Source organism: Bacillus sp. BC05(2025), from assembly GCF_056725905.1.
In genome coordinates this window covers 82,904-107,790 of sequence record NZ_JBWYRA010000012.1, presented here as the reverse complement: position 1 = coordinate 107,790, position 24,887 = coordinate 82,904, and the positions used below count along the sequence as shown (strand labels likewise).

The 24,887-nt window shown below is 36.6% G+C and carries 27 protein-coding genes; 22 read left to right on the top strand and 5 right to left on the bottom strand.

Features of this window, described 5'->3' with window-relative positions; all coding sequences use genetic code 11:
• The first annotated feature begins 89 nt into the window (after positions 1 to 89).
• The 7 genes from ACZ76X_RS25715 (at position 90) to ACZ76X_RS25685 (ending at position 5,287) form a co-directional block, all read left to right on the top strand.
• Positions 90 to 785, top strand: a complete 696-nt coding sequence (locus tag ACZ76X_RS25715; protein WP_016118692.1) for a response regulator transcription factor — start codon at positions 90 to 92, stop codon at positions 783 to 785.
• A gap of 1 nt (position 786) precedes the next feature.
• Positions 787 to 1,722 (top strand): HAMP domain-containing histidine kinase, encoded by a 936-nt coding sequence (locus tag ACZ76X_RS25710; protein ID WP_479852100.1) that lies wholly within the window; start codon positions 787 to 789, stop codon positions 1,720 to 1,722.
• A 124-nt stretch (positions 1,723 to 1,846) separates the two neighbouring features.
• Positions 1,847 to 2,770, top strand: a complete 924-nt coding sequence (locus tag ACZ76X_RS25705) for an ABC transporter ATP-binding protein (protein ID WP_479852099.1) — start codon at positions 1,847 to 1,849, stop codon at positions 2,768 to 2,770.
• Complete coding sequence (locus ACZ76X_RS25700; RefSeq protein ID WP_479852098.1) at positions 2,763 to 2,924, top strand: hypothetical protein; 162 nt, start codon at positions 2,763 to 2,765, stop codon at positions 2,922 to 2,924. Before ACZ76X_RS25705 ends, ACZ76X_RS25700 begins: the two co-directional genes overlap by 8 nt.
• A gap of 34 nt (positions 2,925 to 2,958) precedes the next feature.
• A complete protein-coding gene (locus ACZ76X_RS25695; RefSeq protein WP_479852097.1) occupies positions 2,959 to 3,663 on the top strand; it encodes an ABC transporter permease in 705 nt (234 codons plus the stop codon).
• A 34-nt stretch (positions 3,664 to 3,697) separates the two neighbouring features.
• On the top strand, positions 3,698 to 4,570 hold the full coding sequence (locus tag ACZ76X_RS25690; RefSeq protein WP_479852096.1) for a DUF4097 family beta strand repeat-containing protein: 873 nt from the start codon (positions 3,698 to 3,700) through the stop codon (positions 4,568 to 4,570).
• Positions 4,571 to 4,594: 24 nt separating this feature from the next.
• Entirely contained in the window at positions 4,595 to 5,287 is a 693-nt protein-coding gene (locus ACZ76X_RS25685) for an ABC transporter permease (RefSeq protein ID WP_479852095.1), read from the top strand.
• 62 nt (positions 5,288 to 5,349) lie between these two features.
• Here ACZ76X_RS25685 and ACZ76X_RS25680 read toward each other — a convergent pair whose 3' ends face one another.
• A complete protein-coding gene (locus ACZ76X_RS25680) occupies positions 5,350 to 5,682 on the bottom strand; it encodes a YfjL-like protein (protein WP_479852094.1) in 333 nt (110 codons plus the stop codon).
• Positions 5,683 to 5,819: 137 nt separating this feature from the next.
• Complete coding sequence (locus ACZ76X_RS25675; protein ID WP_479852093.1) at positions 5,820 to 6,323, bottom strand: DinB family protein; 504 nt, start codon at positions 6,321 to 6,323, stop codon at positions 5,820 to 5,822.
• A gap of 312 nt (positions 6,324 to 6,635) precedes the next feature.
• On the opposite strand from ACZ76X_RS25675, the gene ACZ76X_RS25670 reads away from it, so the two are divergent.
• From ACZ76X_RS25670 to uvrC, 8 genes are all read left to right on the top strand, one after another.
• Positions 6,636 to 7,898 carry a BclA C-terminal domain-containing protein gene (locus ACZ76X_RS25670; RefSeq protein WP_479852092.1) on the top strand — a complete coding sequence of 421 codons (1,263 nt, stop codon included), beginning with the start codon at positions 6,636 to 6,638 and terminating at the stop codon, positions 7,896 to 7,898.
• Positions 7,899 to 8,087: 189 nt separating this feature from the next.
• On the top strand, positions 8,088 to 9,773 hold the full coding sequence (locus ACZ76X_RS25665) for a long-chain-fatty-acid--CoA ligase (protein WP_479852091.1): 1,686 nt from the start codon (positions 8,088 to 8,090) through the stop codon (positions 9,771 to 9,773).
• Positions 9,774 to 9,879: 106 nt separating this feature from the next.
• A complete protein-coding gene (locus ACZ76X_RS25660; protein WP_098669447.1) occupies positions 9,880 to 10,467 on the top strand; it encodes a TetR/AcrR family transcriptional regulator in 588 nt (195 codons plus the stop codon).
• Positions 10,468 to 10,478: 11 nt separating this feature from the next.
• Positions 10,479 to 11,255: an enoyl-CoA hydratase gene (locus tag ACZ76X_RS25655; protein WP_000911295.1), complete on the top strand. Its 777-nt coding sequence runs from the start codon at positions 10,479 to 10,481 to the stop codon at positions 11,253 to 11,255.
• Between the two features lie 78 nt (positions 11,256 to 11,333).
• Positions 11,334 to 12,107, top strand: coding sequence for an electron transfer flavoprotein subunit beta (gene etfB / locus ACZ76X_RS25650; RefSeq protein ID WP_001029030.1), 774 nt, complete (start codon positions 11,334 to 11,336; stop codon positions 12,105 to 12,107).
• Between the two features lie 36 nt (positions 12,108 to 12,143).
• Positions 12,144 to 13,121 (top strand): electron transfer flavoprotein subunit alpha, encoded by a 978-nt coding sequence (gene etfA / locus ACZ76X_RS25645; RefSeq protein WP_000101951.1) that lies wholly within the window; start codon positions 12,144 to 12,146, stop codon positions 13,119 to 13,121.
• A gap of 211 nt (positions 13,122 to 13,332) precedes the next feature.
• Positions 13,333 to 13,647 (top strand): thioredoxin, encoded by a 315-nt coding sequence (gene trxA / locus ACZ76X_RS25640; RefSeq protein ID WP_001018944.1) that lies wholly within the window; start codon positions 13,333 to 13,335, stop codon positions 13,645 to 13,647.
• Between the two features lie 147 nt (positions 13,648 to 13,794).
• Positions 13,795 to 15,579, top strand: a complete 1,785-nt coding sequence (uvrC, locus tag ACZ76X_RS25635) for an excinuclease ABC subunit C (protein ID WP_479852090.1) — start codon at positions 13,795 to 13,797, stop codon at positions 15,577 to 15,579.
• Positions 15,580 to 15,693: 114 nt separating this feature from the next.
• Here the strand turns inward: uvrC and ACZ76X_RS25630 are convergent, their stop codons facing one another.
• Positions 15,694 to 16,143 (bottom strand): YslB family protein, encoded by a 450-nt coding sequence (locus ACZ76X_RS25630; RefSeq protein ID WP_000042224.1) that lies wholly within the window; start codon positions 16,141 to 16,143, stop codon positions 15,694 to 15,696.
• 300 nt (positions 16,144 to 16,443) lie between these two features.
• Here ACZ76X_RS25630 and sdhC point away from each other — a divergent pair, with 300 nt between their 5' ends.
• The 4 genes from sdhC to ACZ76X_RS25610 all read left to right on the top strand — a co-directional run bounded on the left by sdhC (position 16,444) and on the right by ACZ76X_RS25610 (position 20,171).
• Positions 16,444 to 17,070, top strand: coding sequence for a succinate dehydrogenase cytochrome B558 (sdhC, locus tag ACZ76X_RS25625; protein WP_000678354.1), 627 nt, complete (start codon positions 16,444 to 16,446; stop codon positions 17,068 to 17,070).
• Between the two features lie 13 nt (positions 17,071 to 17,083).
• Positions 17,084 to 18,877, top strand: coding sequence for a succinate dehydrogenase flavoprotein subunit (gene sdhA / locus ACZ76X_RS25620; RefSeq protein WP_479852089.1), 1,794 nt, complete (start codon positions 17,084 to 17,086; stop codon positions 18,875 to 18,877).
• Positions 18,870 to 19,631 (top strand): succinate dehydrogenase iron-sulfur subunit, encoded by a 762-nt coding sequence (sdhB, locus tag ACZ76X_RS25615; protein ID WP_001291825.1) that lies wholly within the window; start codon positions 18,870 to 18,872, stop codon positions 19,629 to 19,631. Before sdhA ends, sdhB begins: the two co-directional genes overlap by 8 nt.
• A 93-nt stretch (positions 19,632 to 19,724) precedes the next feature.
• The gene (locus tag ACZ76X_RS25610) at positions 19,725 to 20,171 is read left to right on the top strand and encodes an acyl-CoA thioesterase (RefSeq protein WP_479852088.1); all 447 of its coding nucleotides are present in this window, start codon (positions 19,725 to 19,727) and stop codon (positions 20,169 to 20,171) included.
• 35 nt (positions 20,172 to 20,206) lie between these two features.
• Here ACZ76X_RS25610 and ACZ76X_RS25605 read toward each other — a convergent pair whose 3' ends face one another.
• A complete protein-coding gene (locus tag ACZ76X_RS25605) occupies positions 20,207 to 20,986 on the bottom strand; it encodes a M15 family metallopeptidase (RefSeq protein WP_479852087.1) in 780 nt (259 codons plus the stop codon).
• Positions 20,987 to 21,251: 265 nt separating this feature from the next.
• Here ACZ76X_RS25605 and motA point away from each other — a divergent pair, with 265 nt between their 5' ends.
• Complete coding sequence (gene motA, locus ACZ76X_RS25600) at positions 21,252 to 22,046, top strand: flagellar motor stator protein MotA (protein ID WP_098254145.1); 795 nt, start codon at positions 21,252 to 21,254, stop codon at positions 22,044 to 22,046.
• On the top strand, positions 22,036 to 22,824 hold the full coding sequence (gene motB / locus ACZ76X_RS25595) for a flagellar motor protein MotB (protein WP_479852086.1): 789 nt from the start codon (positions 22,036 to 22,038) through the stop codon (positions 22,822 to 22,824). Before motA ends, motB begins: the two co-directional genes overlap by 11 nt.
• A 24-nt stretch (positions 22,825 to 22,848) precedes the next feature.
• Here motB and ACZ76X_RS25590 read toward each other — a convergent pair whose 3' ends face one another.
• The gene (locus ACZ76X_RS25590) at positions 22,849 to 23,676 is read right to left on the bottom strand and encodes a 5'-nucleotidase, lipoprotein e(P4) family (protein ID WP_479852085.1); all 828 of its coding nucleotides are present in this window, start codon (positions 23,674 to 23,676) and stop codon (positions 22,849 to 22,851) included.
• 326 nt (positions 23,677 to 24,002) lie between these two features.
• On the opposite strand from ACZ76X_RS25590, the gene ACZ76X_RS25585 reads away from it, so the two are divergent.
• The gene (locus ACZ76X_RS25585) at positions 24,003 to 24,887 is read left to right on the top strand and encodes an ABC transporter ATP-binding protein (RefSeq protein WP_479852084.1); all 885 of its coding nucleotides are present in this window, start codon (positions 24,003 to 24,005) and stop codon (positions 24,885 to 24,887) included.

Genomic DNA, 24,887 nt, shown 5'->3' with positions numbered 1-24,887 from the left:
TTGGTTTGAAAATTCATATAATTCTTCACAGTATTCATTCGTTACGATACAATTAACATGCTAATGTTTGTAAAAAAGGGGATAGACATATGTCGCATCATATTTTATTAGTTGAAGATGATATTTCAATTCAAGAGATGGTGGAAAAGTATTTAATAAAAGAAGGTTTTCAAGTAACAATTGCGTCTGATGGAGAAGAGGGCGTGAACACATATTTAAAAGGTTCATTTGATTTAATTATTCTCGATATTATGATGCCAAAGCTAGATGGCTTAGAGGTTGTGCGAATCATTCGAGAAAAAAGTGCTGTCCCGATTTTAATGATGTCGGCAAAAGATACAGATGTTGATAAAGCTGTTGGATTAGGACTTGGAGCAGATGATTACATTTGTAAGCCATTTTCTATGATTGAATTAGCTGCACGTGTAAAGGCAGGCATTCGGAGGTCTACGAAATATTCGGCTACAGAATCAACAGAAGAAAAGATGATTCAAATTGGTGATTTAACAATCGATCCAATTAATTTTACGGTTGAAAAAAACGGGAAACCTCTCAAACTTACTTTAAAAGAATTTGAGATTTTAAAACTGTTCGTAAAAAATCAAAATCGTGTATTTACAAAAGCACAAATATACACGTTAGTTTGGAACGAAGAGTATTACGGGGATGATAATGTTATTAATGTTCATATGAGAAGATTGCGTGAGAAAATCGAAAGCGATCCATCTAATCCAGAATATATTAAAACGTTATGGGGCATCGGCTATAAGTTGGAAGTGATGTAATATGGTCAATTTGTTAATAGGTATTATTTTTATATTGTTATGTGTCATTTACATACAGTATAAAATGAGGAAAAACAGTAGCAAAAATTTACGATACACATATGAAAAGTTAGAAAGTATTGTAAATGGACAAACAGGCGAGAAGTTACTCGTTATGACAGATGATTTAGAATTGCAAAAATTATTAGTGGCAATTAATCAATTATTAGATGCAAACCAGAAAACGAATGCAGATCATGCAAAAGTAGAAATTTCGATGAGAAAAATGCTTTCAAATATTTCACATGATTTAAAGACGCCACTAACAGTTATTCTTGGATATACAGAAATGTTAAATAAGGATAAAATGATGAAGAAAGAAGAACAGCAAATATTACTTGAGAAAGTGCATACGAAAACACTAGAAGTGATGGAGCTAATTCATAAGTTTTTTGATTTAGCAAAATTAGAATCTGGTGACAAAGCAATTGAAATGACAAAAGTAAATATGAATGAAGTTTGCCGCGAGAAGATTTTATCATTTTATGATTTAGTGACGACGAAAGGTTTTCATGTTCATATTGATATACCGGAAAGAAATATATATGCACTTGGAAATGTGGAAGTATTAGGTAGGGTATTGAATAATTTAATATCAAATGCGATTACATATGGAGACGATGGAAAGGCACTCGGAATGACGTTAAGAGATGATGAAACGAGTGTGTATATAGATATATGGGATACAGGAAAAGGAATTGATGAATCTCATATTGATAAAGTATTTGAGCGTATGTACACACTTGAAGATTCCAGAAATCGATTGTACCAAGGAAGCGGTCTAGGGTTAACGATTACGAAAAGGCTTGTGGAAGCGATGGATGGAAAAATACATCTTTCTAGTAAGCCATATGAAAAAACGATTTTTACAGTTGTATTAAAAAAGATGCTGTTTTAGCTTGTAGAGAATTAGATTCTACAAGCTTTTTTCAGCGTAAGGAATTTGTAAGGAATGGGTAAGAAAAAAGAGATTTCCATTGTCTATTATAGAAATATAAAGTAGTGCGAAAGGAGAAAATGACATGACATATATATTAAAAACGAATCAGTTAACGAAAGTGTTTAAAGGGAAAGAAGTTATTTCTAGCGTTAACATGCATGTGAAAAAAGGAGAGATTTATGGTTTCTTAGGACCGAATGGCGCAGGTAAAACGACGATTATGAAAATGATCACAAATTTAATAAAACCGACGAGCGGTGATATTGAAATTTTTGGTGAGAAGTTAACGGATACATCTTATGAATTGTTAAAGCGCATGGGGACAATTATTGAATATCCAATCTTTTATGATAAATTAACGGCGAAAGAAAACTTAGAATTACATTGTGAATATATGGGGTATTACGATAAAAACGCAATTGATCATGCTTTACATTTAGTAAAACTGCACGGTATAGATGATAAAAAAGTAAAAGATTTTTCATTAGGGATGAAGCAACGACTTGGTATTGCAAGGGCGATCATGACAAAGCCAGAATTACTCATTTTAGATGAGCCAATTAACGGTTTAGACCCAATTGGTATTAAAGAATTAAGAGACTTATTTAAAATGCTTTGCAAAGAATACGGTATTACGTTATTAGTCTCTAGTCATATTTTAGGCGAGATGGAACTAATGGCAGATACAATTGGTGTAATTCAAAATGGAAAACTAATAAAAGAAGTTTCGATGAAGAGTATTAACGGAAAACAAACAGAGTACATTGAAATTACTGTTCCTGATGTGAAGCGTGCAGCTTATATTTTAGAAGATAAACTTGGTATAAAAAATTACAAAATAATGAGTGGAAATATGATTCGCGTGTATGAAGTGAAGGCGACGCAGCAAGCTATTTCAAAAGCACTTATTATGAACGATGTAGAAATTGAAAGTATTAATAAGAAACATAGTTCCTTAGAAGAATATTTCTTAAATGTAATGGATGGAGAGGGTATTCATGCTTAACGGATTGTTAGTGAATCTAGTAAGCGGATTGATCGTACTGTTCATAAGTGGGATTTTATATTATAGGAAACCAGAGCGGAAATGGTTGTTAATTCTAATAGTGATAGGAATGATGAGCGTAGTTACTGCTGGAATTAGAATGTTACCAGTGTAGAGACAGTTATATAAAGAATGGAGGCGTGGTTTATATGTTTAAATTAATGAAGCTCGAATGGAAGAAACATCAATTATCTAGTTACTTTAAAAGTGTAGTAATTTGTATTATAGCAATTTTCGCTGTAGTAAGCCTTATGGCATGGGGAATGAAAGCCGAGGAAGACATGCTCTTCTCTGACTTTACACAGAACATGGCTTTAGTAAATATTTTTATTAGAATAACATTCATTATTTTTAGTTCGGTCATTTTGTCACGTTTAGTAATTGATGAGTATAAGAATAAAACGATCCAACTATCATTTATGTACCCACTGCAAAGGGAAATGTTAATGAGAGCGAAATTAACAATTGTTTTTTGTTTTTGTTTTGTGAGCACGATTATCGCTACTTTCATTATTAGTTTGCTCGTATATTTTGTGAGTCCAATGATGGGACTGATTGAAACGCCAGCTACGATAGGTGAAATAATAGCTATCGTTCCAGCTACTATTATAAGTGCATTTATGATATCTGGTATAAGTTTAATTCCCTTATTTTTTGGGATGAGAAAGAAATCAACACCGACAACGATTACTTCGGCAGTAATAATTGGTATGTTGATTAGTGGTAACGTTGGGGTTGAAAGCAATCAAGTAAGTATGTTTGATTTTATAGCTATCCCAATCGTGCTCTGTTTATTAGGGATTTTTATTAGTTATCTATCGTTTCGTAAAATCGACAAGATCGATGTGGCGTGAAGCAAGCCTAAAACAAAAACGAACTGGGGTATGAATGGTGAAAAAAATAATAGTAATTGCAATATTATTTTTGACAATTGCTAGTGTGATTTTTGGCTTTAAGGTATTTCAGGGGAAAGATTTTAAGAAAGAAAAGTCTTTTGAGATAAATCATATAAAAGAAATAGAAGTGAAAAATGAAGACTGGGATATTGAATTTAAAGGTACAGAAGCTAACAAAATAGTAATTTCTGCCCAAGGTAAACAAGTGGATAAAGAGATAGCCCCTGTCGAAATAGAACATGAAGGGAATAAAGTTATAGTTAAGCAAAAACAAAAGGCGACCAGATTCTTTAATGGTTTTACGTTTAGGAAGAAAAATAGTATATCGATAGCTGTTCCGAAGAAAGGAATAGATAAAATTGTATTAAATAATAAATCGGGTGATGTGAAAATAAGGGATATAGTAGTAAAAAGTATCGTGACAAAAGGCAAGTCTGGAGATGGAATGATTACAGGACTATCGGCAGAGAAGGGTGAATTTACATCCGAAAGCGGAGATTTAATGTTAAAAGATAGTTCATTACAAGAAGTAAATATAACTTCTACTACTGGCGATAATTATGTGAAAAATATAAAAAACGAAAATATGAACATTACTTCAACATCCGGTGAAGTATTACTGAAAGATATGAAAGAAGGAAAATCGTTATTGGTAGAAACAAAATCAGGGGATATTGGCGTACGGTATAAAGGTGTCCCGGCATCATTGAAGCTTATGGCTAAAAGTAATTTGGCTGACGTAATAGTGGATTTAAAAGGACTTAAGAAAGATAAAAATACAGAAAAAATAAAAGTAGGAACGATTGGTGATGCAAAAAACAAAGTGGAGATTTTAAGTAAAACAGGGGTAATTTATATCGATTAAAATGTAAATGAAAGGAGGACTATTATGCTACGTCTTATGAAGCTAGAACTGAAGAAATTTAAGATTGGATGGTATGTGAGGGGAGCAATTATTGCAAATATCGCTATACTGGCATTACTAATCTTTACGAGCATCGTTTCTCAAATAGAAGGAGATCCAGAAATAAGAGATCCACAGATGGTTTTGTTAATGGCTAGTACATTAGTAAGAGCAACATTTATTATTTTTGGTAGTGTGTTAATCGCAAGGTTAATAATTAGTGAATATAAAAACAAAACAATACTACTTATGTTTTCTTATCCAATTAACCGAAAGAAAATGATGGTTAGTAAGTTGGTTATTACAGCAGCATTAACATTTATAACAGTTATTTTATCTAATATTTTAGTAGTAGGAGTGTTCTTTGGGATAGATAGCTATTTTTCACTTCTTCCTAATTCATTCACAGTAGATCAATTGATGCGAGAAGGGATAAACCTTGTTCCTTTAGCCGTTGCAACTGCGGGAATAAGTTTAATCCCATTACATTTCGGAATGCGTAAACGTTCAGTGCCAACTACAATTGTTTCATCCCTTATCGTTGTATCAATTGCAATGAATAGCACTACGTTTTCTGTAGCAACTTTTCTTCCTCTTCAACTAGCATTGGCAGCAATTGGAGTTGTGATTGCATGTTACGGAATTAAAAATATAGAGAAGGAAGATGTAACTGTATGACAAGAATAAGAAAAAAGAGTTGGCGTTACACCAACTCTTTTTTGCATATGCATGCTTCGTTACTACTCTGTAAACTTGGAGTGTTTGCTTAAATACGCTTGTACTCCTGGAGAAATATTAAAGTTATTAGGACTTTTATATTCAATAGTAAACTCTCCGTCTTTACTTGTTTCAAAGGAGATTGCATAGCTATTCATTTTAGCATCGTAAGAAGTATTTTTGACTTCCGCATCTAGATTAAAGTATTTTGTAATATATTCTTTTGATTCCGTAACTGCTGTTTGTTTTCCCCAAGGGGTACCATAACTTGTGCAAAAAAGAGACACACTGATAACTCCGATAATAGAAGTTAGTAAAATAGTTCCTAGATCTATTTTTTTATTTTTTGTATTCAATTTGGTTGCCCCTCCTCATAATATGTATTCATTTTAACGTATTTTTTCCATAAAACAACCATTTAGCAAAAAATAGTTTCACATGAAACAAGTTACAGAAAAAGACAAGATGTGTAAACACCTTGTCTTTTTTGTGGTTACATTTTAGGAGCTTCCATTCCAGCCGCGGCCCATTCTTCTTTTGCAGGACCATATACGCCAGGGACGGTTAAACCAGCTTGGCGCATTAAAACAGTGATTTGTCCGCGATGGTGATTTTGATGATTAATGAGTGTCATTAAAAATATAGAATTCGGCATAGGACGACCAAAGAAGTCATTAATAGTTGCTAAATCTTTATCAGTCCATTCGTTTTGAAGTGCTTCAACAAGAGCCGCATTCACTTTACGATACCCATCTGCAATTGTTTTAGCTGAAGTTGGTACAGGATAATCTTTCGTTTCTCCTTCAAATTTAAGTCCCGTACCAGATAGTATAACTGGAATTGCCGTCACGATATGCCAAGCAACCCTGCCTAACGTCCAGTGCCCAGGTGCAATTTCTTGTGACAAAGATTCGTCGGTTAATGCATCGAGCATTTTTTGAGTAGACTCAGCCTCGTATGTCCAGGATTGCAAGAAGCCTTCAATAGTTTGATACATAGTTATCCCCCCTAGTTATGTTCATAGGTTACATTCGTGAAAAAAAGATAGTTTCCTTTTTAATTAAATTTCTTCCCACTCTCCCTTATCAACCATAAGAAGTAAGGTACTTCAAGTACGAGAACATCAAGCTGTTTTATTAAGAAAAGGAATTTCATTTAACCAGAGAGGCGAAAGTACAAGCAAAAGGGGTAAGAGTCGCATGTAATAATTATTAGAATGTACGGAGTAAAGTTGTTCTATGTTATTTGATAGGTGTTTTTTTATGTGTTGCTTATACTTAAAAGATTGAATTTGAAGGAAGGGATCAACATGTCTTCATGGCGCAATAATATAAATGGGTATTGTGAGTGTAATAATCAAAATGGTGTACATGTTGATTCGTGTTGTTTTAGTTGCGATGGGACAGTTCCTAAGCTAGGTCCAACAGGTCCGACGGGAGCAACGGGAGCAACGGGAGCAACAGGTCCAACAGGTCCAACAGGTCCGACGGGAGCAACGGGAGCAACAGGTCCAACGGGAGTAACCGGAACAACGGGATCGACTGGTCCAACAGGGGCGACGGGAATAACGGGGGCAACCGGTCCAACAGGAGCGACAGGAATAACAGGAGCGACAGGAATAACAGGAGCGACAGGAATAACAGGATCGACTGGTCCAACAGGAGCAACCGGTCCAACAGGGGCAACGGGAATAACAGGAGCAACAGGAACAACGGGAATAACGGGATCGACTGGTTCAACAGGGGCGACGGGAATAACAGGGGCAACCGGTCCAACAGGAGCGACAGGAATAACAGGGGCAACCGGTTCAACCGGTTCAACCGGTTCAACAGGAGCAACAGGAGCGACAGGAATAACAGGGGCAACCGGTTCAACCGGTTCAACAGGAGCAACAGGAGCAACAGGAGCAACGGGAGCAACGGGGGCAACGGGGGCAACCGGTTCAACAGGAGCAACAGGAGTAACGGGTCCAACAGGAGCGACCGGAATAACGGGAGCAACGGGGGTAACCGGTCCAACAGGAGCAACAGGAGCAACAGGAGTGACGGGAATAACGGGGGCAACCGGAGTAACGGGTCCAACAGGTTCAACAGGCCCAACGGGAGCAACAGGTCCGACAGGTTCAACAGGAGCGACTGGTGCAACGGGAATAACAGGTACAAGTATCACGGCGACGTATGCATTTGCAAATAATACGTCCGGTTCAGCGATATCGGTACTTCTAGGTGGAACGAATGTCCCGCTTCCAAATAATCAAAACATCGGTCCAGGTATTACTGTTTCTGGGGGGAATACAGTATTTACGGTTGCGAATGCTGGGAATTATTATATTTCATACACGATTAATATAACGGCTTCCTTATTAGTTAGTTCACGAATTACAATTAATGGAGCACCACTTGCTGGGACGATCAATTCTCCTGCATTAGCAACTACATCATTTAGCGCAACAATCATTACCACTCTTGCAGCAGGAGATGCTATCAGTTTGCAATTATTTGGTTTGTTAGCTGTTGCGACATTATCAACAACTACACCAGGAGCTGTGTTAACGATAATAAGATTAAGCTAAATAATAACTCTCTTATTTTTTTATAGATTAGGAGAGTTTGTACATATAATAAGAAGTTAATAGAGTGAAGCATAGTTATATAAAAGTCAGAATATTATGATTGTAACGTTATGGTGACTATAATATAATGAAACCAACCATCATGAATGAACATTCATTTATTTTTATGTATTTGAAGGGGGAATGAAGGTGGAAAAACCATGGTTGAAAAGTTATCCAGGGGAAATTCCGAGTACGATTTCTTATGATATTCAGCCGCTTCATAGATATGTAGAACAGATGGCTTCTCGCTATCCAGAAAAGAAAGCGCTTCACTTTTTAGGGAAGGATATTACATTTTCAGACTTCCATGATAAGGTGAAGAGGTTTGCAAATTATCTTCAAAAGCTCGGTGTGGAAAAGGGTGATCGAGTTGCTATTATGTTGCCGAATTGTCCGCAGGCTGTAATTGGTTATTACGGTACATTACTTGCGGGGGGTATCGTAGTACAAACAAATCCACTATATACAGAAAGAGAATTAGAATACCAGCTTCATGACTCGGGAGCAAAAGTAATTCTTTGCCTCGATTTAGTATTTCCAAGAGTAACGAATGTTCAATCTGCAACAAAAATTGAACATATTATCGTAACTCGTATTGCGGACTTTTTACCCTTCCCTAAAAATCTATTGTATCCATTTGTGCAGAAAAAACAGTCGAATTTAGTTGTGAAAGTATCAGAGAGTGAAACGATTCATCTTTGGAACTCAGTAGAAAAAGAAGTGAATACGGATGTTGAAGTGCCTTGTGATCCTGAAAATGATTTAGCTCTTTTACAGTACACAGGAGGAACAACTGGATTTCCGAAAGGCGTTATGTTAACGCATAAGAACCTCGTATCCAACACGTTGATGGGGGTTCATTGGTTATATAATTGCAGAGAAGGAGAAGAAGTCGTTCTTGGGGTTCTTCCATTTTTTCATGTTTATGGTATGACAGCTGTTATGAATTTAAGTATTATGCAAGGATATAAAATGGTTCTTATTCCAAAGTTTGATATGAAAATGGTTTTTGAAGCGATTAAGAAGCATAAAGTGACGTTGTTTCCAGGGGCACCAACTATTTATATCGCACTTTTAAATAGCCCGCTTTTAAAAGAATACGATATTTCTTCTATTCGTGCTTGTATTAGTGGCTCAGCACCACTGCCAGTAGAAGTACAGGAAAAGTTCGAAACAGTTACAGGTGGTAAACTAGTAGAGGGGTATGGTTTAACAGAATCATCTCCGGTTACACATAGTAATTTTTTATGGGAAAGGCGAGTGCCAGGTAGCATTGGAGTTCCATGGCCAGATACAGAAGCAATGATTATGTCGCTTGAAACTGGCGAGGCATTACCACCAGGAGAAATCGGTGAAATTGTAGTAAAAGGTCCTCAAATTATGAAAGGATATTGGAATAAGCCAGAAGAAACAGCCGCTGTATTACAAGATGGATGGCTCCATACAGGGGATGTTGGTTACATGGATGAAGATGGATTTTTCTATGTGAAAGATCGTAAGAAAGATATGATTGTTGCGAGTGGATTTAATGTGTATCCTCGTGAAGTAGAAGAAGTATTATACGAGCATGAAAAAGTGCAAGAAGTAGTGACGATTGGAGTTCCTGATCCGTACCGCGGGGAGACAGTGAAAGCATTTGTTGTGTTAAAAGAAGGTGCGGAGTGTTCTGAGGAAGAATTAAATCAGTTTGCACGTAAATATTTAGCTGCCTATAAAGTGCCGAAAGTATATGAGTTTAGAGATGAACTGCCGAAAACGACAGTCGGAAAAATTTTACGCCGTGTTCTAATTGATGAAGAGAAAAGAAAGAATGAGGATGAGCAAACGGGCTAAGGCCCTTTCTTTTTGAAAAAATAGGATTGACACTTTTCTAAATAGTCAGTATTATAAGAATATGAATGACTATTCATTCAGTCATCTTCTTGAAGGGGACAGTAAAGTGAAGAAAAATAGACCGAAATACAATCAAATTATTGATGCGGCAGTCATTGTGATTGCGGAGAATGGGTACCACCAAGCGCAAGTTTCTAAAATAGCAAAGCAAGCTGGGGTAGCTGATGGCACGATTTATTTATATTTTAAAAATAAAGAAGATATATTAATATCCTTATTTCAAGAGAAGATGGGAGAATTTGTCGAAACAATTCGTCAAAAAACAGCAGGAATTGAAAGCGCTGTATCGAAGTTATTCATGTTGGTAGAAACGCACTTCTTGCTGTTGTCGCAAAATGATCCTCTTGCTATCGTTACGCAATTAGAGCTAAGACAGTCCAATCAAGACTTACGCCTGAAAATAAATGAAGTATTAAAAGGCTACTTACAAGTTATGGATGAGATTTTAGAGACAGGTATAAAGCAAGGTGAATTCCGAGCGGATTTAAATGTTCGCGTGGCAAGACAAATGATCTTTGGAACAGTAGATGAAGTTGTGACCAATTGGGTAATGAGCGATCATAAGTATGATCTGGTCGCACTTTCAAAAACGGTACATGGGCTACTTATTGCAGCCTGTGGTTATCGTCAATAATGGGAGGGATCATGTTGAAATTCCTATCTGTAAGAGTTGAAGATCATATCGCGGTGGCGACGTTAAATCATGCGCCAGCTAACGCGATGTCTTCACAAGTTATGCATGACGTTACTGAATTAATTGATCAAGTGGAGAAGGATGATAACATTCGTGTTGTTGTTATTCACGGTGAAGGGCGTTTCTTCTCGGCGGGAGCAGATATTAAAGAATTTACATCTGTTACTGAAGCGAAGCAAGCGACTGAATTAGCGCAGCTTGGACAAGTTACGTTTGAGCGCGTTGAAAAATGTTCAAAACCAGTTATCGCGGCAATTCATGGAGCGGCACTTGGCGGCGGCCTTGAGTTTGCTATGTCTTGCCACATGCGCTTTGCAACTGAAAGTGCAAAACTTGGTTTACCTGAATTAACACTTGGATTAATTCCTGGATTTGCAGGTACACAGCGATTACCACGTTATGTTGGGAAAGCGAAAGCTTGTGAAATGATGTTAACAAGTACACCGATTACTGGTGCAGAAGCATTAAAATGGGGACTTGTTAATGGAGTTTTTGCTGAAGAAACATTTTTAGATGATACGCTTAAAGTTGCAAAACAGATTGCTGGAAAAAGCCCAGCGACGACTCGTGCTGTATTAGAGTTATTGCAAACGACGAAATCGTCTCATTATTATGAAGGTGTACAACGCGAAGCTCAAATCTTTGGGGAAGTATTTACGAGTGAAGATGGAAGAGAAGGTGTAGCGGCGTTTTTAGAAAAACGCAAACCTTCATTTAGTGGCAGGTAGTTCAATTATTTTTTTAATATAAATTAACAGAAAATTAAAATTGATAGAATCTTTCTGAAAAACAAGGGGGTAAATGGAATGAACATCTACGTACTCATGAAACGAACATTTGATACAGAAGAAAAAATCGTAATTAAAAACGGTGCAATTTACGATGGCGAAGCGGAATTCATCATCAACCCTTACGATGAATATGCAATTGAAGAAGCAATTCAAGTAAGAGACGCACAAGGTGGAGAGGTTACTGTTGTAACAGTCGGTGGCGAAGATAGTGAGAAAGAGCTTCGTACGGCATTAGCGATGGGCTGTGATAAAGCAGTATTAATTAATATTGAAGATGATGTAGAAAATGGTGACCAGTTCACGACAGCAAAAGTGCTTGCTGAATATTTAAAAGATAAAGATGCAGATTTAATTTTAGGCGGAAACGTTGCAATTGATGGTGCATCTGGACAAGTAGGTCCACGTGTAGCTGAAGCGTTAAATATTCCGTACGTAACGACAATTACAAAACTTGAAATTGACGGTACAAACGTGAAGATTGAGCGTGATGTTGAAGGTGATACAGAAGTAATTGAAACTTCATTACCAGTTTTAGTAACAGCACAGCAAGGTTTGAATGAACCGCGCTATCCATCGCTTCCAGGTATTATGAAGGCGAAGAAAAAGCCATTAGAAGAATTAGAATTAGATGATTTAGATTTAGAAGAAGATGATGTGGAAGCAAAGACAAAAACAATTGAAATCTATTTGCCTCCTAAGAAAGATGCAGGAAAAGTGTTACAAGGCGAGCTGCAAGATCAAGTAAAAGAACTTGTATCGTTGCTCCATACAGAAGCGAAAGTAATCTAATAAAATACGAAATTATATATGCAGGAGGGAAAATCTATGGCTCGTAAAGTATTAGTAATGGGTGAAGTTCGTGATGGATCACTACGTAACGTTTCGTTTGAAGCGGTAGCAGCAGCAAAAACAATTGCAGAAGGCGGTGAAGTAGTAGGTCTTCTAATTGGAGACAGCGTTGCCTCTTTTGCAAATGAATTGATTCATTACGGTGCAGATCGCGTTGTGACAGTTGAAAATGATAAATTAAAATCATATACATCTGACGGTTATGCACAAGCATTTTTAGCTGTATATGCTGAAGAAAATCCAGAAGGTATTGTATTTGGACATACAGCACTTGGTAAAGATTTATCACCAAAATTAGCAGCGAAGCTTGAAGCTGGTCTAGTTTCTGACGTAACTGCTTTAGAAGTTGAAGGTGGAAATGTTATCTTCACTCGTCCAATTTACTCTGGTAAAGCGTTTGAGAAGAAGATTGTAACAGATGGCATCTTATTTGCGACTGTGCGTCCAAATAACATTGCGACGCTTGAAAAAGATGAGTCTCGCAGTGGTGACGTGTCTTCTATTACAGTAGATGTGAAAGACCTACGTACAATCATTCAAGATGTCGTTCGTAAGACAGCAGAAGGGGTTGACCTTTCTGAAGCGAAAGTTATTATCGCTGGCGGACGCGGTGTGAAAAGTGAAGAAGGATTCAAGCCATTAAAAGAGTTAGCTGACGTATTAGGCGGCGCTGTTGGAGCATCTCGTGGTGCTTGTGACGCTGAGTATTGCGATTACTCATTACAAATTGGTCAAACTGGTAAAGTTGTTACGCCAGACCTATACATTGCATGCGGTATTTCTGGTGCGATTCAGCATTTAGCTGGTATGTCTAACTCAAAAATAATCGTTGCGATTAATAAAGACCCAGAAGCAAGTATCTTCAAAGTAGCTGACTATGGTATTGTTGGTGATCTATTTGAAGTCGTACCTCTTTTAACAGAAGAGTTTAAAAAGTTAAAAGTACATTCATGATTTGAGTACCCTTGAGTTCCAAGTGAAGTACCCCTATATATAGAAAAAGGTGAGAGATCCCCTGTCTCTCATCTTTTTAGTATTTAATCCATATTTTTATATAGTATAAAGGAACACTTTTTTGTTACAATACATAACGATACATATTATTCGCCACGTATATAAGTTAATGATATACTCTTGGTAGAATATACTTGAAGGAGGAAATAAAATGGCAATTGTAAACGCAAATGACCAAAGCTTCGCAGCTGAAACTAGCGAAGGTGTTGTATTATTAGATTTCTGGGCACCTTGGTGTGGACCTTGTAAAATGATCGCTCCTGTATTAGAGGAAATTGATGCAGAACTAGGCGAAAAAGTAAAAGTAGTAAAAGTAGACGTGGATGAAAACCAAGAAACTGCTCGTCAATTCGAAGTAATGAGCATTCCAGCTCTTTTCGTATTAAAAGACGGTAAAGTAGTTGATCAAACGTTAGGTTACAAACCGAAAGAAGCGTTAGTAGAATTAGTTTCTAAACACTTCTAAAATAAAGAGGCTACCATTTGGTAGCTTTTTTATTTTCCTTTTTTACACCTTTCCGTTACAATAAAAGAACGTATGTTGGGTGTTTTGGCATAGTATGTTTTCATGTGAAAATAAAAATGCTAAGCATGTAGAAATGGAGGGTAACGAGTGCACGAACATTTAAAAGAAAAATTGGCTATTTTACCAGATCAACCTGGTTGTTATTTAATGAAAGATAAGCAAGGAACGGTTATATATGTCGGAAAGGCAAAAGTGCTTAAAAATCGTGTGCGCTCGTACTTTACTGGTTCGCATGATGGGAAAACACTTCGGCTAGTCGGAGAAATTGTAGATTTTGAATATATTGTAACTTCCTCAAATCTAGAGGCTTTGATTTTAGAGTTAAACTTAATAAAAAAACACGATCCAAAATATAATATTCAATTAAAAGATGATAAAACTTATCCTTTTATTAAAATTACAGCTGAGAAACAGCCGCGATTACTTATTACGCGAAATGTGAAAAAGGATAAGGGAAAGTATTTTGGCCCTTATCCGAATGCACAATCAGCTCATGAAACGAAAAAACTGTTAGATCGTATGTATCCGCTTCGTAAGTGTTCAAATATGCCCGATAAAGTTTGTTTATATTATCATATGGGTCAATGTTTAGCGCCTTGCGTGAAAGATGTGACGGAAGAACAAAACAAAGAAATTGTAGATGAAATTATTAAGTTTTTAAATGGTGGACATAAAGAAGTTCGTTCAGAATTAGAAACAAAAATGTATGAAGCTTCAGAGAAACTAGAGTTTGAACGTGCAAAAGAGTTACGTGATCAAATTGCACATATCGATGCGATTATGGAAAAACAAAAGATGATTATGAGTGATTTAGTGGATCGTGATGTATTTGGTTATGCAGTTGATAAAGGTTGGATGTGTGTTCAAGTTTTCTTCGTTCGAAAAGGAAAGTTAATTGAACGTGATGTTTCTATGTTTCCAATCTACGATGAACCAGAAGAGGGATTTTTAACGTTTATCGGTCAATTTTATGAAAACAGTAGTCATTTTAAACCGAAGGAAATCGTCGTTCCAGGAAGTATCGATTCAGAATTAGTAGAGCGCTTTTTAGAGGTGGAAGCGACACAGCCGAAACGCGGTAAGAAAAAAGATCTTGTAGAATTGGCAAATAAAAATGCGAAGATTGCTCTTGAAGAGAAATTCTATTTAATTGAACGTGATGAAGAGCGAACGATTAAAGCGGTAGAGAATCTAGGGAAGCAGCTCGGAATTGAAACGCCTTATCGTATTGAAGCGTTTGATAACTCAAATATTCAAGGGACCAATCCTGTTTCCGCAATGATTGCTTTTATTGATGGAAAACCAGCTAAGAAAGAATATAGGAAATATAAAATTAAAACGGTTCAAGGACCAGATGATTATGAGTCTATGAGAGAAGTTGTGAGACGCCGTTATACAAGAGCGCTGAAAGAGAGCTTACCTTTACCAGATTTAATCATTATTGATGGAGGAAAAGGTCATCTGGCGGCTACAAGTGATGTTCTAGAAAATGAACTCGGTTTATACATTCCGATGGCAGGGCTTGTAAAAGATGACAAACATAAAACATCCCATTTAATTATTGGAGATCCACCTGAACCTGTGATGCTTGAGAGAAATAGCCAAGAATTTTATTTATTGCAGCGCATTCAAGATGAAGTGCATCGATTCGCGATTACATTCCATCGTCAATTACACGGGAAATCTGTCATTCAATCAGCGTTGGATGATATTCCTGGAATCGGGGATAAACGAAAAAAAGTATTGTTGAAACATTTTGGGTCGCTAAAAAAGATGAAAGAGGCTTCGGTAACGGAATTTGTCGAAGCTGGTATGCCGAAAAATGTCGCAGAGACGATTTATACTTATTTAGCAGATAAGAAGACGTTGTAGTTTACAACGTCTTCTATTTTTTGGTATAATTTCTGAAGATTTAAAATAAATGAATCTGAATGAAAATACAAAAAAGTCAACTAAACTTATATGTCTAGTTGACTGTAGGTAATGCTACACTTCAATGAGATCTTTTATATCCCATTTCACAAGAAACGTAATAGAGTCTGAACGTTTTTTCTTTTCTTCGTAGGACTCTGCAACGACGTTTCGTTGCTTTTGAATTTGTTCAGCGATGAATCCAGCTTCTAATTGATAAGAAGAATGTCTTTTTTGTTTTTGACGTTCAGCAATAAGAGTGCCTTTAAGTTGGAACTGCATTTCACGACGCTTATGTTCAATAATGCTTAAAGTGCCCCAGCCAGCTTTTTCAAAGAACTGAATGACTTCTTCAATTGTTTCTAGTGGATATTTTCTTGCAAGATTTCTACCGGACCAGTATAAAATACCATCTAAATCGTTACCAATTAAATCAGGTAGTAATTCTTCACGTAGCAATTCATAAGCGAAGGCGTTCAATGAAACATCTTCTAAAGATGTTGTATCGATTGTATTTTTACTCACAATATTCCCCTCTTTCTATAGGGATTATTATATAACATTTCTCATTTATAAAAACAGATTTTTCTTTGGGAAAATCTGAATATATAAGAAGAAAAAAAGAATCGCCAAATTATATGCAAATTATGTATACGTTTTCTTGACGCTTCGACAAAAATAGGAGTAAAATGAACTTGGTATCAAATTATGCTGAAATATTTCGAATAATTTTTTCAGTTTTTCTTATGCCAATAGTGAAAAAACATTATTGCCATAAACTAATCTGAAAACAGCAGTCAATCATTCAAGGGGGGTAATGGGGACATGAAAGGCCGCGAGTATACGTTTCGTAAGTGGCACTCATTAATGGGGGTCATCCCGGTTGGTGTCTTTTTGACGCAACATTTAATTGTAAACAACTTTGCAACACGAGGAGCAGAGGCTTTTAACAAAGCTGCAGGCTTTATGGAGCTCCTTCCATTCCGGTATGCGCTAGAAATTTTCATTATCTTTTTACCAATACTGTACCATGCTATATATGGCTTATATATTGCATTTACAGCTAAGAACAATGCGGTTTCTTACGGTTATTTCCGTAACTGGATGTTCGTCTTCCAAAGAATTTCAGGTATCGTTACGCTGATCTTCATTTCTTGGCACGTCTGGGAAACTCGTATTCAAGCAATGTTAGGTAAAGAGGTAAACTATGATATGATGGCAGATATTTTAAATAATCCAGCTATGTTTGCATTCTACTTAGTTGGTGTTGTTTCAACAATTTTCCACTTTGCAAATGGACTATGGACATTCTGCATCAGCTGGGGAATTACAGTATCTCCACGTTCACAAAGAATCTCTACTTATGTAACATTAGCTATTTTCTTAGGTCTATCTTATGTAGGTGTGAGTGCATTATTAGCGTTCATCGATCCACAGCTAGCAAACCAGTAAGGAGTGGGAGAGCATGAAAGGGAAACTTATAGTAGTCGGCGGTGGCTTGGCTGGCTTAATGGCAACGATTAAAGCGGCGGAAGCAGGAGTAAATGTTGAACTGTTCTCTTTAGTACCAGTAAAACGTTCGCATTCTGTATGTGCCCAAGGTGGAATTAACGGTGCCGTAAATACAAAAGGTGAAGGGGATTCTCCATGGATCCACTTTGACGATACAATTTATGGTGGGGACTTCTTAGCGAACCAACCACCGGTTAAAGCAATGTGCGAAGCAGCACCTGGTATCATTCACTTAATGGACCGTATGGGTGTTATGTTCAACCGTACGGAAGAAGGACTTCTTGATTTCCGTCGTTTTGGTGGAACGCAACATCACCGTACAGCATTTGCTGGTGCAACAACTGGACAGCAATTACTATACGCATTAGATGAGCAAGTACGTCGTCACGAAGTAGCAGGACTTGTAACGAAATATGAAGGTTGGGATTTCTTACGAGCTGTTGTTGATGACGAAGGTGTGTGCCGAGGAATCGTTGCACAAGACTTACAAACAATGGAGATTAAAAGTTTCGGAGCTGATGCCGTGATTATGGCAACAGGGGGCCCTGGTATCATCTTCGGAAAATCAACTAACTCTATTATTAATACAGGTACAGCAGCTTCTGCTGTATATCAACAAGGTGCATATTATGCAAACGGTGAGTTCATTCAAATTCACCCAACAGCAATTCCTGGAGACGATAAATTACGTCTTATGAGTGAATCTGCACGTGGTGAAGGTGGACGTGTTTGGACATATAAAGATGGTAAACCATGGTACTTCTTAGAAGAAAAATATCCGGCTTACGGAAACCTTGTACCTCGTGATATCGCAACGCGTGAAATCTTTGATGTTTGCGTAGAGCAAAAGCTAGGTATTAACGGTGAAAATATGGTTTACTTAGATCTTTCTCATAAAGATCCGAAAGAACTAGATATTAAACTTGGTGGAATTATTGAAATCTATGAGAAATTTACAGGTGATGATCCTCGTAAACTACCAATGAAAATCTTCCCAGCTGTTCACTATTCAATGGGTGGACTATGGGTTGATTATAAGCAGATGACAAATATTCCAGGTTTATTTGCAGCAGGTGAGTGTGATTATTCTATGCACGGTGGTAACCGTCTTGGTGCGAACTCACTATTATCAGCAATTTACGGTGGTATGGTAGCAGGACCAAATGCAATTGAATATATGAAAGGTCTTACTAAATCATCAGATGCTGTTTCATCTACTGTGTATGAACAAAATGAATTGATCGAAACAGAGAAATTTAACAATATTTTAATGCTCGATGGTAACGAAAATGCGTATGTTCTTCATAAAGAGCTTGGAGAATGGATGACAGATAACGTTACAGTAGTTCGTGAAAATAAAAAGTTATTAGAAACAGATGCAAAAATTGAAGAGTTAATGGCTCGTTATAAACGTATTAACATTAACGATACAGCGAGATGGAGTAACCAAGGTGCTTCATTTACACGCCAACTTGCAAATATGTTTGAGTTAGCACGTGTTATTACAATTGGCGCATATAACCGTAATGAGAGCCGTGGGGCACATTACAAACCTGAATTCCCAAATCGTGATGATGCAAACTTCTTAAAAACTACGATGGCAAAATTTGAAGGAGAAGGAAATGCACCAGCATTCCATTACGAAGACGTGGATATTTCATTAATTAAACCACGTAAACGTGATTATTCTTCAAAACATGATGTAGCTGCTAAGAGTGAAGAGAAGGGGGATAAACAACATGTCTGAGAAAACAATCCGCCTCATCATTACGAGACAAGACGGGCCAGACGCGCAAGCGTTTGACCAAGAGTTTGAAATTCCATATCGTCCGAATATGAATATTATTTCGGCGCTTATGGAAATCCGTCGTAATCCTGTTGATGCAAAAGGAAACAAAACAACTCCGATTGCATGGGATATGAACTGCTTAGAAGAAGTATGTGGTGCATGTTCGATGGTGATTAATGGAAAACCACGTCAATCATGTACAGCGCTTATCGATCAATTAGAACAACCAATTCGCTTAAAGCCGATGAAGACATTCCCGGTTGTTCGTGACTTACAAGTTGACCGTAGTCGCATGTTTAATGCTCTAAAACGTGTTAAAGCGTGGATTCCAATTGATGGTACGTATGACTTAGGACCAGGACCAAGAATGCCAGAGAAGAAACGTCAATGGGCTTATGAGCTTTCAAAATGTATGACATGTGGTGTTTGCTTAGAATCATGTCCAAACGTAAACAGCAAATCTGACTTTATTGGGCCAGCACCGTTATCACAAGCTCGTTTATTCAACTCACATCCAACGGGTGAAATGCATAAAGCAGATCGCTTACGTGCAATTATGGGTGATGGAGGGCTTGCAAACTGTGGTAACTCTCAAAACTGTGTGCAATCATGTCCAAAGGGTATTCCATTAACAACTTCAATTGCGGCATTAAACCGTGACACAACAATTCAATCGTTCAAAGATTTCTTTGGTAGCGACAATAACTATTAATAAATATTGCCTCTTCAACATGAAGAGGCAATATTTATAACTTTATTTTTCTGTTTATTCTGTATATTAAAAGAGCGAAAAGGAGAGGGAACAATGAAGAAGATTTCTTATATTGAAGACTTTGGGCAATGGGAAAGTGGTTTTTCATTTTACAACCCTGTAAAAGTACGTTTTGGCGAAGTAGATATGTTTGGGCATGTAAATAATGTCGTTGCCTTTACCTACTTTGAAGAAGCACGTATTGCATTGTTTAAAGAACTTGGATTTATGCAAGAATGGACGCATGAATCTTCAGAAACGATGATTGTTGTTGCAGATTTACAATGTAATTTCATTAAGCAAATTTATTTTGATGAACAGTTAAAGGTGTATGTAAAAGCGGAATCGGTTGGGAATTCTTCTTTAGATTTGCATTATATGGTGAAGAACGCAGCAGGAGAAGTTTGCTTAGTTGGTCGTGGAATGATGGTTCAAGCATCGAAAAAAACGGGTAGAGGCGAACCGTGGCCTGAAGAGTGGAAGAAAAAACTACTACAATGATAGAGTGAAAGAAAATAAGAGAGCAATTTGCTCTCTTATTTTTTGTCTTCCATCGCTTCTTCTAACGTTAAATGATGTTTATATATGTATGTAGCGTATGGATTTCCAACGTAGCGTAAATGCCACGGTTCATATGAATATTCTGTTGTTTCGGTTTTATCTTCTAAATAACGAATGACAAAACCAAATTCATGAGCATGTTTTGCAACCCATTTTCCTTCGGCTGTCTCTCCAAAAATAGGCTCTAATTGGAATTTAGCAGATTTTGAACTAATGTCCATTGCTAAACCAGTTTGATGTTCACTCGTACCAGGAATGGCACTTACTGAATCAGCTTCAGTTTTCCCTTGACGTCTAACGTATGTATCATGTAATGATTTTTGGCGTTTGTATGAACGATAACCAGATACAGCTGTAAGTTCAAGCCCTTCTTTCTTTGCCGCTTCAAACATATTTTCAAGCGCATTTGCAGCATCTTTGCGCAGCAATGTTTTTTCTTTATCTTTTGGGCTAGTAAATGGTACGTTTGGTCTTGTTAAGTCTCCAGGTATGTATCCGTCTGGTAGTTTTCGATGTTTATTTACTAATACAAGATTAGACTCTAGATTTGTTACAACGGAAAAATCATTGTCTAGCTTCTTTGCATTATGATCAGCTTTTGGAAAAGCGGGAATCTCTTCTTTTTGGTGGTTACTATGCTGTTGACTTTCGACAGCTTTCGCATTATTTTGTAGTGGTGATTTAGAACTAAAGTAAGCGAAAGAAGTGATACCGATTACAATAGTAGTGGCAGAAATAATAATTATCTTTTTCATGATGCCTTGTAATCACAGTCCTTTCTTAATAAAATGTGTATTGTTTTTTATTATAAGTCTAGTTTACTGAAAAAGAAATATAAGAGTCGTAACGTAATAGAAATGCAAAGAAAATGTCAGAAAATGTGTGAAATTGTAGTATTTTTTTATATAATTCATTTCTTGTCTTTCATGAAATTCATTTTTTATGTAATATATATACATAAGAAGATGTAGCGATTATCGAGAATAAAGAACTTCTTGTATAGACTAGGAGTGAATGGGAATGGATTTTGCAACACTTATTGGAATTATTTTAGGAGTAGTAGCGGTAGTAGTAGGGATGGTCGTCAAGGGCGCTGACATAATGGCCTTAGTTAATCCTGCCGCAGCATTAATTATTTTCGTTGGTACATTTGCTGCAGTATGTATAGCATTTCCAATGAATCAATTAAAGAAGATTCCAAAATTATTTAAAGTTCTTTTTGGTTCTAATAAAAAAGATTTAAGTTATGAACAGTTGCTAGAATTGTTTGTTCATTGGACATCTGAAAGTAGAAAATACGGTATTCTGTCTTTAGAGCAACAATTAGACAAAATTCAAGATGAATTTCTTTTGCGTGGTATGAAATTTGTGATTGATGGCGTATCTGCAGAAGATTTAGAACAAATTTTAGAAGCTGAATTAGAAGCAATTGAAGAAAGGCATGCAAAAGGAGCTGCAATTTTTTCTCAAGCTGGTACATATGCACCGACATTAGGGGTTTTAGGTGCTGTTATTGGTCTTGTAGCTGCACTTGGCAATTTAACTGATATTGAAAAGTTAGGACACGCTATTTCAGGTGCGTTTATTGCAACGATTTTTGGTATTTTCTCAGGTTATATATTATGGCATCCATTTGCTAATAAATTAAAGCAAAAATCTGCAGCTGAATTAGAGAAAAAACGTTTAATTATTGATTGTCTATTAATGTTACAAGAAGGTACATATCCGTTTATTATGAAGAACCGTATTTTAGGTGCACTTTCTGCAACTGAGCGTAAAAAGCTTGAAAAAGGGGCAGAAAAAAATGCGGAGTAAAAAAAATAGAAGAAGTAAAAAGAAAAAGCATGATGAGCATATCGACGAAACTTGGTTAATCCCATATTCTGATATGTTAACGTTGTTATTTGCATTGTTCATCGTTTTATTCGCAATGAGTAGTATAGATGCTGCGAAGTTTAAACAGATGGCAGTTGCTTTTCGAAGTGAATTAGCCGGTGGAACAGGCAACAAAGAATTTTTAAGTGATCAGAAGCCAAATGATGAAAAGGAATTATCAGCAAGTAGCCTTGAGGCAGAACAAATAAAAAAACAAGAAGAAGCTAGAGAAAAAGAAAAAAAAGAAATGGATGAATTGAAAGCATTACAAAAAAAGATTGATCAATATATTAATGAGAAACAATTATCCTCTTCTTTTCAAACTAAATTAACTGAAAAGGGATTAATGGTGACAATATTAGAGAATGTGCTGTTTGATTCGGGGAAAGCAGATGTGAAGTTAGAATCACTAGGGATTGCAAAAGAGATGTCTAGCTTACTTGTTTCAGCATCACCTCGTGAAATTACAGTATCTGGCCATACAGATAATGTCCCTATTGCCAATGCGCAGTTTGCATCGAACTGGGAATTAAGTACGCAGCGGGCAGTTAATTTTATGCAAGTATTACTACAAAATAAAGAATTACAACCAGAAAAATTTAGTGCAATTGGTTACGGGGAATACCGCTCAATTGCTCCAAATGATACGCAAGAAGGAAAGGCGAAAAATAGACGAGTAGAAGTGTTTATTTTACCTTTAACGAGAAATATGCAATAAAGAGGATGGTGTATGCCATCCTCTTTATTTTGCATCAAATGATTTTAAGTTGTCATGGCGGATTTTATCTTTTTCTGCATCTGACTTTTTGAAATCATAATCATATAAAGCACCTTCCCAATCGCCATACATTGGATTCGGGAAAATAATAAATTTCTCACCAAATTGTGCTTTTGAATCCGCTACTGCTTGATTTCGATCTTTTACAGACTTTCCGTCAAAACCAGTGAAATCAGATAAGTTATCACCGAAGAATAAGACGATATCATGTGTTTGAGAAACGAGTTCACGGCGTTTTTCTTTTCCTTTTTCTTTCGGATCTTGTAGTAATATATGTTCTTTCGTTGCTTGAGGTGCGCCTACACGCTCAAGATTTTTAATTGTTGCATCTAGTTGGTTCATTTTACGATTTGAGATGTAGTAAATATCTACACCTTTAGACTCGGTATATTTTAAGAAATCAATTGCGCCTGGAAGAGCCTCAGCTTCAGCCTTATTAATCCAGTCATCCCATTTATACGGATAGCCTTTTCCTGTCTTTACGCTCATTGCTTGATGAGGACTATTATCTAAAACAGTTTCATCTAAATCAAGTACGATAGCAGGCTTTTTCTCTGTCCCTTTTGCAAGAGTTGCATCAAGCTTCAATTGACCGATATTGTACCCTTGGTAATAAAGTGCTTTCGTTTCACCAGCTGTTTGATACCATAAATCAGCCATTAGTTGCTGTTCTGTTAATTTTATTTTCTCTTCTTTCGCCACTGCTTTCTCTTGTGTTCCTGAACATGCTACAAGCGATGTAGATAGAACCGCTACAGATAATAAAGTGGTAATGCCCCTCTTCATCTTCATATGTATCCTCCTTGATGTTAGAAAATCAGTTAATATTATATATCGAAAAATAATAATTTTTGTATGAACATTTGCATATTGTCTTTTGTATATATAGTAGTATGTCCTATATTAGAAAGATGAGAAAAAATGATGGGAATTATTTTGTCAATTATAATTGTCGTAATGACAATTATAATTGACAAACGATGTGATATTATTTACAATTTTAACTAAATAGAACAAATGATGGATTAAGGGGATAAAGCGTAGTGCTATATTTTATCCTGCATAAACATAGTCTTTGAAAGAGAGTATGAATGATACTAAAGGGGGGGCTTTATACTTTGAGTTTACAAATTCAAAACTTAACGAAACTATTTGGGGAATCAAAAGCAGTTAACGGCTTGCAAATTTCGTTACCAAAAGGTGAAGTACTAGGATTACTTGGACGAAATGGTGCAGGGAAAACAACGACAATCAAAATGCTTCTCGGATTATTAACGCCTAATGAAGGCTCTATTACATGGGATGGAAAATCATTTGGGACTAGTGGGGTAACGATTGGATATTTACCAGAAGAAAGAGGTTTATATACAAAAAGTAGAGTAATAGACCAGTTACGATATTTTGGTAGATTAGAAGGAATGACAAAGAAAGAAGTAGATCTTGCTATCGATCACTGGTTAGAGCGATTAGCGATACCGGAATATAAATTTAAAACGGCAGGAGAGCTTTCGAAAGGAAATCAGCAAAAAATCCAATTAATTGCTGCTCTTCTTCATAATCCTGAACTTCTCATTTTAGATGAACCATTTAGCGGACTGGATCCAGTGAATGCTGGAATGTTAGCTAGCATTATTGAAGAACAAGTACAGAGCGGAAAGACGATTATTTTATCAAGTCATCGTATGGAACAAGTAGAGGCTTTTTGCCAACATGTATGTATTTTGAAAAAAGGCGAAGCAGTCGTAAAAGGCCAGTTAAGTGATATTAAAAAAGAATACGGTTTCCGCAATTTAACGATTGAAGATACAGAAGAGAATGAGAAGGGATTAGCGGCTATTCATGTGTCGTATGAAAAACAACAAGGCCTTCTTTATGTGCGAGTACAAGATGATGCAGAAGCTCTAAAGATTTTACAACAGTTGCAAGAACAAGGTGTTACCTTGCGACAATTTAAAATGTTAGAGCCGACGTTAAACGAAATCTTTGTAGAGAGGGCGAAATAA